17 protein-coding genes and 1 pseudogene are annotated in these 13,362 nt (G+C 53.5%); all 18 read right to left on the bottom strand.

Going from position 1 to position 13,362, the window contains the following annotated elements; all coding sequences use genetic code 11:
- Nucleotides 1-3: 3 nt before the first annotated feature.
- Nucleotides 4-438, bottom strand: coding sequence for a hypothetical protein (locus tag YH3_RS27145; protein ID WP_064444457.1), 435 nt, complete (start codon nt 436-438; stop codon nt 4-6).
- Nucleotides 435-944, bottom strand: coding sequence for a hypothetical protein (locus YH3_RS27140; protein WP_064444456.1), 510 nt, complete (start codon nt 942-944; stop codon nt 435-437). The genes YH3_RS27145 and YH3_RS27140 overlap by 4 nt, the downstream gene beginning before the upstream one ends.
- Nucleotides 945-1,466 carry a hypothetical protein gene (locus YH3_RS27135; RefSeq protein WP_064444455.1) on the bottom strand — a complete coding sequence of 174 codons (522 nt, stop codon included), beginning with the start codon at nt 1,464-1,466 and terminating at the stop codon, nt 945-947.
- The gene (locus YH3_RS27130; RefSeq protein WP_064444454.1) at nt 1,463-2,494 is read right to left on the bottom strand and encodes a hypothetical protein; all 1,032 of its coding nucleotides are present in this window, start codon (nt 2,492-2,494) and stop codon (nt 1,463-1,465) included. The genes YH3_RS27135 and YH3_RS27130 overlap by 4 nt, the downstream gene beginning before the upstream one ends.
- A 57-nt stretch (nt 2,495-2,551) precedes the next feature.
- Nucleotides 2,552-3,376 (bottom strand): phage tail domain-containing protein, encoded by an 825-nt coding sequence (locus tag YH3_RS27125; RefSeq protein WP_064444453.1) that lies wholly within the window; start codon nt 3,374-3,376, stop codon nt 2,552-2,554.
- Complete coding sequence (locus YH3_RS27120) at nt 3,373-5,496, bottom strand: phage tail tape measure protein (protein ID WP_154100367.1); 2,124 nt, start codon at nt 5,494-5,496, stop codon at nt 3,373-3,375. The genes YH3_RS27125 and YH3_RS27120 overlap by 4 nt, the downstream gene beginning before the upstream one ends.
- 329 nt (nt 5,497-5,825) lie before the next feature.
- Entirely contained in the window at nt 5,826-6,092 is a 267-nt protein-coding gene (locus YH3_RS27115; protein WP_064444451.1) for a hypothetical protein, read from the bottom strand.
- A 148-nt stretch (nt 6,093-6,240) separates the two neighbouring features.
- Nucleotides 6,241-7,200, bottom strand: a complete 960-nt coding sequence (locus YH3_RS27110) for a phage tail tube protein (protein ID WP_274522696.1) — start codon at nt 7,198-7,200, stop codon at nt 6,241-6,243.
- Nucleotides 7,190-7,357: a hypothetical protein gene (locus tag YH3_RS36265; RefSeq protein ID WP_193777206.1), complete on the bottom strand. Its 168-nt coding sequence runs from the start codon at nt 7,355-7,357 to the stop codon at nt 7,190-7,192. The genes YH3_RS27110 and YH3_RS36265 overlap by 11 nt, the downstream gene beginning before the upstream one ends.
- A 38-nt stretch (nt 7,358-7,395) precedes the next feature.
- A complete protein-coding gene (locus YH3_RS27100) occupies nt 7,396-7,857 on the bottom strand; it encodes a hypothetical protein (protein WP_154100366.1) in 462 nt (153 codons plus the stop codon).
- Nucleotides 7,858-7,895: 38 nt separating this feature from the next.
- Complete coding sequence (locus YH3_RS27095; RefSeq protein WP_064444447.1) at nt 7,896-8,366, bottom strand: phage virion morphogenesis protein; 471 nt, start codon at nt 8,364-8,366, stop codon at nt 7,896-7,898.
- 3 nt (nt 8,367-8,369) lie between these two features.
- Nucleotides 8,370-8,708, bottom strand: a complete 339-nt coding sequence (locus tag YH3_RS37420) for a phage protein Gp36 family protein (protein WP_371595643.1) — start codon at nt 8,706-8,708, stop codon at nt 8,370-8,372.
- A 105-nt stretch (nt 8,709-8,813) separates the two neighbouring features.
- Nucleotides 8,814-9,797, bottom strand: coding sequence for an IS3 family transposase (locus YH3_RS27085; RefSeq protein WP_238592737.1), 984 nt, complete (start codon nt 9,795-9,797; stop codon nt 8,814-8,816).
- Nucleotides 9,764-9,931, bottom strand: a pseudogene (locus YH3_RS36885) (transposase); the annotation flags it as partial. The gene YH3_RS27085 and the pseudogene YH3_RS36885, both read right to left, overlap by 34 nt.
- Nucleotides 9,932-9,987: 56 nt before the next feature.
- On the bottom strand, nt 9,988-10,506 hold the full coding sequence (locus YH3_RS27075) for a hypothetical protein (RefSeq protein WP_064444445.1): 519 nt from the start codon (nt 10,504-10,506) through the stop codon (nt 9,988-9,990).
- 170 nt (nt 10,507-10,676) lie between these two features.
- Nucleotides 10,677-11,135, bottom strand: coding sequence for a restriction endonuclease (locus YH3_RS27070; protein WP_064444444.1), 459 nt, complete (start codon nt 11,133-11,135; stop codon nt 10,677-10,679).
- A gap of 9 nt (nt 11,136-11,144) precedes the next feature.
- Entirely contained in the window at nt 11,145-11,399 is a 255-nt protein-coding gene (locus YH3_RS35720; protein WP_154100365.1) for a hypothetical protein, read from the bottom strand.
- Nucleotides 11,400-11,418: 19 nt separating this feature from the next.
- Entirely contained in the window at nt 11,419-13,218 is a 1,800-nt protein-coding gene (locus YH3_RS35165) for a hypothetical protein (RefSeq protein ID WP_082920685.1), read from the bottom strand.
- Nucleotides 13,219-13,362: the final 144 nt, after the last annotated feature.

Here is a 13,362-nt window from a genome sequence, read left to right as displayed (position 1 = left end):
TTATCATACTAAGCTTGCAGTAAATGAACCAGCCCCATTTGCGGTGAGATAGAACTTGTAGGAAGCAGTCACTGTCGGACTGAAATCGCTCCCGTTTAGATATAGACGAATCTTCTGTATTCCGTTTACAGGTTTTAACCACTCGACGAACTCACCGACCGAATCATTGCTGATTACTTTCGTGTAAGCCATGCTGTAGACCATCCCCATACGATCGGTCTTGCGATCAGCTGGCGTGAAGGTCAACTCGATGATCCGGTTGCCCGTTCCGACCGACGAGACCACGATGTCATAGGTTGACGTCGTGAAGATCGGGTAGCTCCGAACGCTCGAACTGCCGAGCCACTGCACGCTGGTTCGCAACTCTTGAAACTCCCGGTCGAGGTCGATGATCCGGGTGAACAGATACTCCTCAGGAAGTCGATCGATTCGCGTCATGACAACACCTGTATCGAGATCGACGCACTGTCGCTGACGTTGCCGTAGAACTTCAGGTAGACGGTCTTCGTTGTGTCGCCGTTGAGATAGACCAACCACCGCTTCTGCTTGCGATTCGCAACGGGCACAGATCCATCCGTCACGTTGCAAAGCCACGGCTTGATTGCCGGGTTGAACAGCCCGACATCGTAGATGTAGTTACTAGGTCGGTACCAGTTGGTCGAAGTTCCGACATAGAGATATGCGTAGAGCTGCCCGAAGAGGTTGTCCATGTTCGCCGCAGTCAGCGTCACTTCAAGCGACAGTGCCCCGTATCCGGACGGCGCTTGTGGATCTTGGTTGAGCTTGCCTGACCAGTCGTATGCTGCACCCGAATCGAATGGAACCCCTTGAAGAGAAGCACTTCCGGCAATCTGAGCCGAGGTCTTCAAGTCGTGGAGAGTAGCGGATACCTTGTCGAGGGTCGCGCTCAGTCGTTCGTCTGGAAGAGAGTCCAGACGGCTCATCTACGAAATCCTCGCTGTCAGTTGTGTTGTGCCAGCACTCGTTCCGCTCGCGTAGAACTTGACGTAGAACGGAACGCTTCCAGTCACGGCAAACCCAGTGACCCACTGAAGCTTGAGTGGATCGGTTAGCAAGGGCCTCCCCGTCGATTCCTTGTCTCTGGCCATCCAACGCATCATGTAGACAGAGTTCGCCCCGTTGACGTAGGTGGACTTTCCGGGCCTAAGTCGGTTTGCTTCGACTGGCGATCCGCAGAACACATCAATGAACGGGTTGATCATCGGGTAATCCTGCGATCCGTCGCCCGTGTAGAGCAGCAGAAAATCGAGAAGGATGGTGTGGCTCGTACTGCCGGAATTGACGGTCTGCGCGTAGTCCCACGTGTTCGTTGTCTGACTAAGGTATCCGAGTACACCTGACTTACCGCTCACGAACTGACGATTCTTGAACTCGGTGACATCGGCGTCGAGTCGAGTGATCTTCTCGTACAGGATGTTCTCTGGAAGTCGATCTATGCGACTCATGCCAGCTCCCTGTAGTTGTCGAACTTAAGGGTGATCTGCTCGAAGTCGTTCTCATCGAGTCTCACAGTGAGTTGCTCTACCTGGTATTGGCCGGCAATGTCATCGAGCAGCGGATGACCGAGGATCGCAAGAGGGAACCGGTCTCCGATTGATACGAACGGTTTCCCTTCGAAGACTGCGCTCGTGACGACGACCTCAGGTATCTCCAGGATGTCTTTCTCGAGCGCGAGGGCAGCCGACGTGTTCTGATCGAGGGTCGTCTGGATCTCCACGCTGTTGAATTGCTTGATGTCCTCACGGAGGTAGTAGGCCATCTGACTTTGAACATCGTCTTTCGTGCTTCTCAGCTGGTCGTCACCGAATCCTGATCCCAGCCCGATCACACGGTTAAACAGGCTAGTGCCACTTCTGGGAACGACGACAGACTTGATGTTGCTTCCCACTCCCCCGTAGGTCAGTGGTAGATCAGCGCGTACAGCGCCCAGACGCTCGTAGGTCTGAAACTTCTTGTCCCAGGTGAAGGCGAAATCGAAGCGACCATCGATCAGTTCAGTGAGGTTTTGAAGGCTCGTCTTCACATTCGACAGGCTGTAGGTGCGGTCACGGAACTTGCTGGTGAGGTATGGAAACGGCAGCATCAACACCCCGACGTTGCCGTACGGAAGGCTTTGGACGTAGGTGATCATGTCGCGGGCAATCATCGCGGCATCAGTAGCTACGTAGTTCTTCGTGATGTACCGATCCTTAAACAGGTTGAGGTAGCCCTTGCAGGTCACAGCGATGGTGCTGGACTCTTCGCCGAGAGTGACTGGCATATCGACGATTTGTGTTCCGAACAAGTACTGACCGTCGCGCTTGACCTTCACATCGGTTTGATAGACCTGAATGAGATTGCGCGGGTGAGTGTTGATCGAACGCGCAAATGCTTGGAACTCGTTTAGATCCAGTGAAAACTGAAGCGTCTCAGCTTCATTGCGTTCAAGTGTGAACTCGCGGTCCCGTGCCATGTGGCTGATGTCGGCCAACATGTGACCAGACATATCCCACAGCTCAATCTCGTATCGCTTATTTGACAAGAGCATCGGCTAAATCCCCATGACCCCTGGCTTCCAACTCACCTCGCCAACAACGGTGTCCGAGCCGCTGGACGTACGGAGGAACAGCTGGTTATTGCCAGTTATCAACGCGATTGCCGGCTTCTCCGCTGTCAGTCCGAGTACGTTCTCACCGTTCAACAGCACGGTGTGAGCGCGCATATCGATCACTACAACGTCGGTCGGTCCTGTCGTGAACCCCGGCATGGTGAAGGACTGACCAGTGGTCTGGTTGGTGATTGTCGGGCTGCTCATCGAACCTGTCAGAGTGATCACGGGGAACAAGACGACCGTGCCGGTGTTGTTGATGATCGTCGGTTGGGAACCTGGTGCCCATACCAACGGCCAACTCAGAGGCCACGTCAGGCCACCAGAGACGAAACGGTGCAACGGTGTCTTGTTTAATCCGCTGATTGAATCGTCGTAGATCACCGCGTCAGGTGCCATCAGCTCGATGTTGAACGAAGACTTATCCACGATCCGCGAGATCGGCATGTCGAAGTCAATCAGCTTGCAGTAGATGATGTAACAGTTTCCGCCATCTGTGGTGACTCGCATCTCCACGTCACCAGTGCTCAGAGCAGCCTGCAGTTGTTTGCGTCGAGTTTCGTGGACTACTTTGTCAGCGCTGAAAATTCGTCCTGGAAGAGTGATGGGCCTCATGCCGTAGAGCTGTGGGCCGATGTATCCACCTGATTGCCCACTACTGTTTCCGCTCGACGTGCGAATCGGTGGAATATCAAGTCCTGTAATCGAATCGAGGTATGTGTAGTTGCTCGCGTCATTGAGTGCGAAATTGTTGAGTGTTACTTTCATGCTGTAGCCAACTTGAAGCCAATGCTTCGGATCATGCGATCAACATCCACATCGTTGTGGTTGTGAACTTCCTTGATATAAACGCTGTGACCTGCGGGACTTGTTTGAGCGCCACCACCTGATGACAGCTCATTTCTGGTGCGGTAGGCCTGCGTGACTTTCGATCCCTGAGGGAGGTCAACATATTCCGGACCGTGCTCACCGACGAGCGTGCGACCACCAGGTGCGTATACCGAACCGATCGCGCGTCCACCGTTAGGGGCTAACCCCGCCGCCTGGTCTAAACGGATCATCTTGTTCGTAAGGTCCTGCGACTTCGCCTTCCCCTCAAGCGATGTCACATGATCGGCCTGGATTCGGGCATTGCGATCGATCTGTTGCATCGTAATGGCGAGAGTGTTGCGGATTGATCGATCTTTCTCTTCGATTGCCGATTTCATTTGGTCATACGCATTTGCGACTTGCTGAATCGCAATAAGGGCAGCAGCGATAGCGATCGCAGGCATGATGATCGGCGTAGTAATAAGGGTTTTCAGTCCAGTGATGGATAGGACCGCACCTGGAATAGTGGTGGTTGTCAGAGTTGCGAACCCGGCAGTCAGTGCACCGAAGACTGCGTTGAATCCCATTGCAAGAGCCAGCGATCCAAAGGCGAGAGCTAAGCCTACGACGATCGGATTGCCATCATTGAATGCAGTCACCAGACCAGCCACGAACGAGATGACGCCAGAAAAGGCGGCTACCACTAGATTCACGCTGTCAAGAAGGAGTCCGAACGCGACCACGAGTACCGTACCGATGACTGGGAGGAGCGGTTGTATTGCATCCCAGAACTTTACGAACGATGGAATAAGACTGGTATTTACTGTCGACCAGAGCGCGGACAGTTTCGGACTCAAGTATGTTGCGACTTCTGTTCCGACCTTACTCAGTACTTTCCAGATCCGCTCGGAGGTGCCAACTAAACTGTTGAAGGTCGGTTCAACCTTGTTTCCGATGTAGGTAACCGCGCCGGTTAATGCGGGAAGCATCTTCATGCCGAGATCGATACCCACAGTCTCGACTGAACTCTTCAGTGCATCTAGGGCACCCTTGAATCCTGCGTTTTGGGCGGCAGCAAGATCCGCAGAGGCACCTTGTTTGGTGACTGCCTTCCGCATCTTGTCGTACCCCTCGACACCATCCTTCATGACAATCGACGCAGCCCTGATGCCATCGCTACCGAAGATGTCCGCCATCAAGCTGTTCTTCTGCGCATCAGTCTTTCCGTTGAGTGCCTTGGTCATGTCCTGGATGATTTCGCGTGTCGATTTGAGTTGTCCGCCTGCGGTGTAGGCGTTGAACCCGATTTCTTTCATCGCACCGGCCGCAGTGCTCGACGGCGAGATCAACGCCATCAACATTGATTTCACGGATGTACCAGCGTCAGAACCCTTCAGGCCTGCGTTCGCCATGAGACTGAGTTGAGTCACGACATCCTCGACCGGACGCTTGGTCATCGCCGCAACCGCACTCGCCTGGCTGAGAGAAATTCCTAAATCATGGACCCCAGCACTTGATGCATTGGCAGCGGCAGCGAGGAGATCCGCAACACGGTTCGCTTCTTCACCTTTGAGTCCAAACGCCATGAGGGCGTTGCCAGCAATCTCAGCAGCCTGAGCAGTCTCCATCTGTCCAGCTTTAGCCAGTGACAGAACACCTTTGGAGGCAGCCATCGAATCGTTGACAGACAAGCCGGCCTTCGCGAGTTCCGTCATCGCCAAGGCTGCATCGGCAGCACTGACTCCTGGTAGAGAAATATCCTTACCAAGCGCCCGTGACTGTGCCGCAACAAGTTTCATCTGTTCGGCAGTTGCACCGGCTACCGAAGCGAAGATGTTGAGCGACTGCTCGTAGTCAGCCGCGCTTGTAATGGCATACTTCGCAGCGGCCACCGCAGCCACCCCAGTAGCGACGATAGCTACCTTCGCAGCGGCAGCAGCCATCCCCATAGCCTTTGAGGATTTGGCGTTTTTATCCGTACTGTCCGTTAAACCATCAACGGACTTGCCAGTCATGTCGAACTCGTGTCGAGCTGATTTTCCGTCTGCAGATATGACGATATTGATCTTGTTTGCCACGCGGTATTAAAACTCCGACAGCTACTGTTATTGGCGCTGCCTTTCTATCTCTAACCTAACACGCAGACAATGATACGACCATACAAAGAACAGCCGCTAATTTCGGCTGTTTAATCGTCTCTGTTCTTCTAACTGTTCGCGTTTTCTATCCAACGACCAGATTACGTCCGCTTCCCAAATCGCTTCCCATGGTTCTGACGCCATCTGGCTTACAGACAAGCCGAAGCGCTCCCTGTACCTGAACTTGAATACAGATAGCTGCACATCAGCCGGAACATCTTGCGCCAGATCACGCACTATGAAGTCTTCGTACGATCTTCGGAGATCGTCTAGTTCACCCCTTTTAAACCGTAGGTACCAGCACTCACCATGAGGGCACGCTGCTTGAACGTTAAACCGAGCGCCGCAATTACATCAGGTATGTCCTCCACATCGAACATCAATGCCTTCGTTTTACCGGTCCCTTCGTCAGTATTCATGATCTTGCCACCGATTATCAGTTCAGTGAGCTTCTCGTCCATCAATGTGCTCGCTGTGTCGTCCTGCGCTACGCCGAGAATCTTTTCTTGGTATTCGTTCAACTGATCACTGTTCATAGCACGAACGAGAAGGTAGCAACCGTCCCATCCTTGCCCAAAGTCAGAAAGATCAACCCTACGATCAACAACAATATTTAGTCCCATAAATTCTCCAATTAAATATGCCCCTATTTAAGCAAGGGGCATATCATTGGTCAATAGAGATCTACGCAGCTGCGTACGATGCGCGAGGGTTCTTGAGCACAGCTTGGATTGCTTTACCTGCCGTCGTATCGAACTCGCAGTAGAAGCTCACCGTCTGCGTCACGATCTCGTCGCGGTCGCTCGACTTCTCAAGTTCACGGAAGCGCACCTTGGTAGCGATAAACTCCAGACTTGTTGCGTCGTTGGTCATCTTGATGCTCATCGCCTTGATTGCGTTCGAAAGATAGTCGTCTTCCACGTCAGTGCTGAGGTAGCGAATCACGAACTCCCCCTTGGCTTCGAAGACACCACGATCAAACACAGGGTTATCGTCACCACCTAGCAGCAACGTCATCTCCGATGGTCGCTCGATGTTGAGTTTCAGACTCTTGGCAGCAATGGCCGGCGCAGCAGCCAGGCCAGCACTTGAAGATGCTGTCTTGAGCACGATGTTCTTGCTCGTAAACTCTTTCTCAGTTGTGAGCGCGACTACCTCAGTTGATGTCTCACCGATTCGAGCCTTAACTGCAGAGCTGACCTGTACCCAGCCCTTTTCCTCAGCCGTCAGCTCGAACGTATCGAAGGTTACGTAGCTGTGCCGCTTCGATTGGATCGGAGTGACCTTCGCGAGAGTTATTGCGGGTGGGATACTCGACTGATTGACGTTGAACGTGTGCGGATAGATCCCAGTGACTGCCGTTCCGGTCGTGACAGATCCGAAGATCCCTAGTAATGGAAACCCAACGCCAACCTCGGTAACCTTGCCGCCGATCGTTCCTTCGACCCACTTGCCGACAACTGCGCTGTCGTTGATCTTCTCGACAACGCCCAGGGCGCTTTCGTTCTCGATCGTCTCGGTTTTTGACTGTATGTCCTGGTCCAACCAGTGAATCCACGCTTGCGGCGCGACCGTCACTGCTGGATCTGATCCTACGCCGAAGCCAATCGCTTCACGCCTTCCTATGTATGGTTCAGTTGGCATCACCGTCCTCTTCTTTCTTCGTCAGTTCCACTACCTCCTCAAGTGTTTCGGCCTCGATGACCTTGCGCTCGAACGGCAGGAAGAACGTCTGTTTATCTGTTGACTCTTCGCGAGGTTCCTCAGGAACACTCTTGTTTTTCTCTATAGACTTTCCCATGCCCGTAATATATTGCATTCGGCCATTTAAGAGAATAGCTATTGCGCCTCAACGACTTCCGCGACATACTGGACCGAGAATTTCACCCAACCTTCCTGAGTAATGATCCCCTTGTCGCCGTTCACACGCGGGACCATGCCGTACTCGATTTCCATGTCACTCGCTACGGCTGTCAGCCCCTTGGTAGCGAAGTATCGGATCGCATGTTTGACCGTGTTTGGCATGTAGCGCCCGGTCTTGGGATCACGCGCTGCGATGATCTGGCGAATCTTCCTCGATGTCAGGTCATTTGGATTTACGTCGGCAGTCCAGTCGTCGGCCTTGTTGAAGATCACCTTGATGATGATGCTGTCAGTGATGTCGTCCTCACCCCACGTAGCACGAGCAGTGTTGTCGTTGGTCTGGTCAACCACGATGCACGGCAAGTTGAATGCCGGGATCTCATCGGGGTCTCCGTCGTAGAACTCTACGAAGGGACCACCGACGAAGGTCTCCTTCATCAGGTCGACGATCCGTTGTGTTGTTTCCTCGTACATGGCTAGATTCCTCCCTTCGCCTTGATCGTTGCCTCGAGTCGAGCGTTGATGGTTTTCACGATCTCGTTGTACTGAGCGTCCTCGACCTTCATCATCGGGCGGTACGGCATGATCGTGCGCGGTTCATCGCTCTGGTGGTATCGGAAGTGCGCGGCCTTGTTGCTGATCTCAACCTGCAATGGCTGCGCTGCGTAGCTGAACGACCTCTGCATCAGCCCCGTTCGAACCAAGACGGGGCGACCGGGAAACCTCTTGGCCTTCCACGCTGCATACTTCGTACTCAGGCGCGGCCAGCTCTCGCCAATAATCCCGCCCCTGGAAGCAAAGACCTCACCCGAGTACAGACCTTTGAGGTACTTACCGACATCCTTCATCGCGAGTTGCATGTCTTTGAGTTCTAACCCGACATCGTTGAGCATCTTGACGACATCCTTGTCGCCCGAAATTTTGACGCGGACAACAGATCCCGCCATCAGCTAGAACCGATCACCCATATGGAACGCTCGTGGCTGGTCTTCACCTGGCCAGCTAGTGATCCCGCCACCAGCAATCGAATGACCGTCCTCGTCTGAGATGGTCTGATCTCGATCCTGCATTGCTTTGATCTGGTTGCGTGCTTCTTTTAGCTTGAGACTGGCCTGTGAGGATCGCTCACCGTAAGCCGATTGCAGGAGCATCCCTGCAGCGAGCTTGATTGTCAGTGTGCGGATGATTTCAGGGACAGGCTTGAATGGCACTGTGTAGACAGATCCAAGTGCAGTATTGATCTCGCTCTGCGCCGATCGTCGATGCTGGAAGATCAGGCTGTCGTTCAGGTTGAAAGCACTGGTAAATCCTGCCTCAGTGCGGATCTCATCGAGCGAACAGTAGTTACCCCAGTTGGCAGGACCCCATTTGGTGAGCCACTCGCTATCAGAGAATCAATGCGTGTGAATACAGCTGGCAGCGTACTCATTTGGAGTTCGATACGCCAGCGATGAATGACGGTGCCGGTTGTTGTAGTCCTCCTTCCAGTCCTCGATGACCACCCGAGCTTCGAGGAGGCTGTGGAATTCGTTCATGTTCAGGCATTCGTCACGGACACGGTTGTTGAAGGACTCGATGTAGCCGTTTTTCCACGGCTGACCAGGTGGAACGTAGCCGATACCGACCTGATCCTCGCAGAACGTCCTCAGCGCCTCGGAGATGAACTCGGGCCCGTTGTCGCACCGCAGGACCTGCGGTGGGCCGCCCCAGAGCGCGAACGCCTTCTTCAACGCTGCGACGAGGTCCTCTGCCGGGATGGATCGCTCGACAATGTTCAGTACGGACTGGCGGGTGTGTTCGTCGACCATCGACGCGATCTTGAACTTCCGGCCCTCGGTGGTCGAGTCGAACTGAAAGTCGATCGCCCACACAACCTTCGGTGCATCTGCCTCGGTGATCGGAGTAGTCGAGGCGCCGGCCCGTTTACGTATCTTGCGGACGTTCACCCGCAGTCCTTCCTCGCGCCAGAGTCGCTGAACCTTCTTCTTGTTAATCACCCAGCCCGCGGCACGCAAGTCCGCCCACGCCCGACGAAATCCCTTGCGGGCATTCGCTTTGGCCCAGTCCCGCAACCACTTCCGCAGATCGGCATCCGGATCATCCGAGGTGTTCCTTGCTACTTTCTTGCGTTGGGTCGATCGTGGTTGCCCGACGATTCTGCAGGCGAAACGCTGCGAGAGCCCCATTGTTTCCTGGAGCATCATCACGGCGTTTCGTTTGGCGGTCGGGCTCAGAATTTTCCCCGAGCAATCTCCTTGAGGGCAGCCTTTTCGAGCTCGGCTTCGGCGAGGAGCTTCTTGAGCAGGGCGTTCTCGTTCTTGAGTTCCTTGAACTCTTTGGCGTCGTCGGCTTTCATACCGCCGTACTGCTTGCGCCAGTTGTAGAGCGTCGGCACCGAGACGTCGAGTTGTCGGGCGATTTCCTCGACGTCGGCGCCTGTGGCGGCGAGTTCGTCGCCGTGGCGCAGTTTGCGGATGATCTGTTCGGGTGTGTGCCGTTTGCGTCCAGCCATGAGATGAAGCCTTTCATGCCCTTGATCAGGGCGGAAGGATTCTCATAACTTGCGGGTCACTTCACGGGGGTCATGCCACAGTCCTGGCCCCGCCGAGCTTCACTGTCGGTGAGCGCAGTCTCCTCGTTCGTGCTCGCATTAAAATAGGTGCTGCGATACCAAAATCCAGACCCACCCGCCGAATCTGTCATGTACGTCGATGGTTGGTCAGGATCGATGTCACGCGTAGCGAGAACACTGAACAGGTCATCGGCCGGCACTTTCCCGTCCACATTGGCTGCTCGGTAGAAGTGGATCATGTCGCCAAGTACGGCTGTGACATCACCAAACGCTGCGTGAGGGTACTCGAGCGGTGAAACCAGACTCACAGTCGATCCGCCCGTCACGGATGCAACCACGGCCTTCTCACACCGATCACGCGCCAGTTCACCTACGTAGATGATCGAACCAGGTACGTAGCCTTGAGTGCTCGCGACTCTGATTTCTGTTGCGCCCTCGGATACACCCTCAACCAGTGTGGTGCGTTCACGAATATTGTTGAGACTGAATGAATCTACTTGAAGTGTTGTTGCCATGAGAGTTGTTACCGTTTAACGCTTTCCAGTACGGTCGCGCTCGAACTAGACGTCAAGACTGTCGCGTACAACGCCCGGCGTCCGAGATCGTGAACAACTCGACGGATACTGCCGCCGAAAGGGATCTGACCGAATTGCGTTGCGCCGTACATTTCATCTCTGAATATACATCAGATTGTGAAAATGAATACCAGTAAGAGGGCAGCTACAGCGATAAGCGCGCCGATAAGCCCAAAGTCCCAACCAGGAAAAGAGACGACAACCTTCGGGCTTTTGAGCACCGCAGCTGCCTGCGCATTCACAGCCGTCACCTCGCCCAGCGGGTCATAGGTGAACAACCCGATACCTACCTCATCCGCATAGGCGACCGCAGCCTTGCTGTAACTCGACGCTGCAAAGAAGAATAGCGCCTTCTTGGTATCAGTCCCCCGCGCCCCGTACAGCTGCTGCATCTCAGGCCTGCCCGCAGCACCGCCTTTCCACTTCACCTGCGCCAACGCGGATGACGACCGAACGTCGATCCCACCATCTGCTCCTCCAGTTGTAGCGACGGCATCGGTGAAGCCCCAGGACTTCATTTTCTCTGCTGCGTTCAGTTCAGCTTCGTGGGGAGTGGTGATGTAGTTCATCTGACGTCTCTAGTTGGCGGCGTTTTCTGGTACTTGTAGCTCCGCTGGCTCGTCCGCTTCTACCTCTGGATTATCCACCAACCAATCAGCCAATTTCATCTTTTGCGCTTCAAGATTTGCCACTACTTGCTCGTGGTAGGCAATTTGTGAGTCGTAGTAGTCAATGGTCATTTCGGGTGTTTCACCGCCTAGGCCGTCTACTCTGACGAGTGTACCGTCTTCTTTTCTTTGAATATTATATTTGCTTGTGTCGAATGGGTCCATGATTGTTCTCCTTATTGTTTTATGCTGCTGGCCACGGTTCTGAAGTTCTCCATGATAGTATTCCACTGATGTTAGTTCTAGCCGAGCATGATAGATTATTGAAGTCTCTAGTTACAGCAATCACACCACCAGCAGCAATATAACCCACCATTCCGTAATTTCCAGTAGTGTTTATACGATACCCTGCAGGAAGTGCATAGAATATGTTAGCTGTCGCAGATGTTCCACGCAACCCAATAGAAGGGATTATTAGAGTAACTATATTCCCAGTCCTTGCAAGTCGCATACCAAAAATAGCACTTTCATAGTCCCAACCGTTAAGTAAGTCAGACGCTGGAATTGTAGTTGATATATCCCCCACACTCACAACCCACCCAGTATTACCTATGCCTGTTGCTTTTTTCCATTCTATAGCACCATTTGTAGCGTTAGTGTCTATGTAAGTAGAGCCTACAGGAGCAGATACTACGCCGTTAGGGAAGCCAGTGCCTGATATTACTTCTGAGCCAGATATGCGAACTCTGTTTCCAGCCCCGTTAAGATTTAATGTACCGTCAGAAATTACTGAAAGCGTTGAGGCATCAGAAAAGTAGACATTGGCACCAAGTGTCACTCCTGCATTAACCATTCGGATGCCGTTATTTGAGTTGTTTGCTGCTTGCTCAACTCTTATTAGTCCATTTGCGGCAGAGCTAGCCATCCTGAGTTGCCCCGTCATCGTATCCCCAGCCTTATTCACCTTTAGGGCGTCTGCTGCGTCCATTTGGAACTTATTCACAGCATCCTCTGCGGCAGCTGCCGCCACAACCTTCATGCGTCCCGCACTATCCCGTCTTGGTATAGTCCAGGGCGTGGCTGCTGTTTCCGTCATTGGTATCGCTGATTCCACATTGGCCGAGTTTCTACCGTAGATCACGTTGGCCGTACTCGATCTATCTACTTTTCCATTCAATGCCGTCTGCGTAGCGGCACTCACTGGTTTATCTAGGTCGGAGGTGTTGTCTGCGTTGCCGAGGCCTATGTCTGATTTAGTAAGCACTATAGCGCCTTGCTTGCTATTTACTGAATTGACTTCATTCACCTGTGCCCCAGCCTCTATACTGGAGAGCTTCGTTATCGCATCCACACTTCCTGTTTCGATGAATGCCCACAGCAAATCATCTCCCGATACGCTCACCGCAGTAAATGTCGTCTGCCCGCCACTCACGATTGAATGAGGTGCATACGCCCCGTCTACAGACACGGGGTCACCACTAGAGTTAATGACGGTTATCTGTTTATTCTCCACGGGGACGGGCAGTATCCACGAGCCGATCTGAGACCCAAGAGCAATGACGACACTCGCATCCGTAGGAATTTGATAGTTCTCTACGCCATCAGGGACCTCGTACGTGCGTGGAGACAGCTTGGTGACCGCTTCCTCCAAGGCAAGTTCAGATGTCTGTGCGACCAAGGCATCGCGTGCGTCGACGTAGGCTGTGTCGGCTTTTCCTGAGATATCTACTGGCTCAGGGATATTGAGTATGTCTTGGTACTCACCGCTCATGGCAACCTCAGCGAGATCTTCCGGCGACACCTTCTGAGCCACAGCATGCTCAATATCGGTGATCGTCTTCACCGTCAGACTGGCTACCACCCTCCACCCAGACTTCACCTGCATTGGAAGCGTGCCCTCTTGTGCGCGTGTGACTACCAGCTCGTGATCGTTGACCTCGCGTACGTAGGCGATCTCCGCGTTGTCCCGCGTGGGCATCTCTACGTCAGGGGCGACCAGGGTGACTGGCATGTTCGGCTTGAACGGGGCTGCATCTCCTGGCATCAGCGTAAAGGACTCCCCCGTAGTCGAGGGATCTGGAGCGACTCGGACTGTGCCGATCAGTAGGTTGACGTGGTTGTCGAATTGCATCTACTTCTAATTAAGCACAGGACACCCTGATTGCATAGTTCACAACAACCAATCGTG

The sequence above is a fragment of the Rhodococcus sp. YH3-3 genome, from assembly GCF_001653035.1.
Classification (GTDB): Bacteria; Actinomycetota; Actinomycetes; order Mycobacteriales; family Mycobacteriaceae; genus Rhodococcus_F; species Rhodococcus_F qingshengii.
This window is presented reverse-complemented; position numbering and strand designations above follow the sequence as displayed.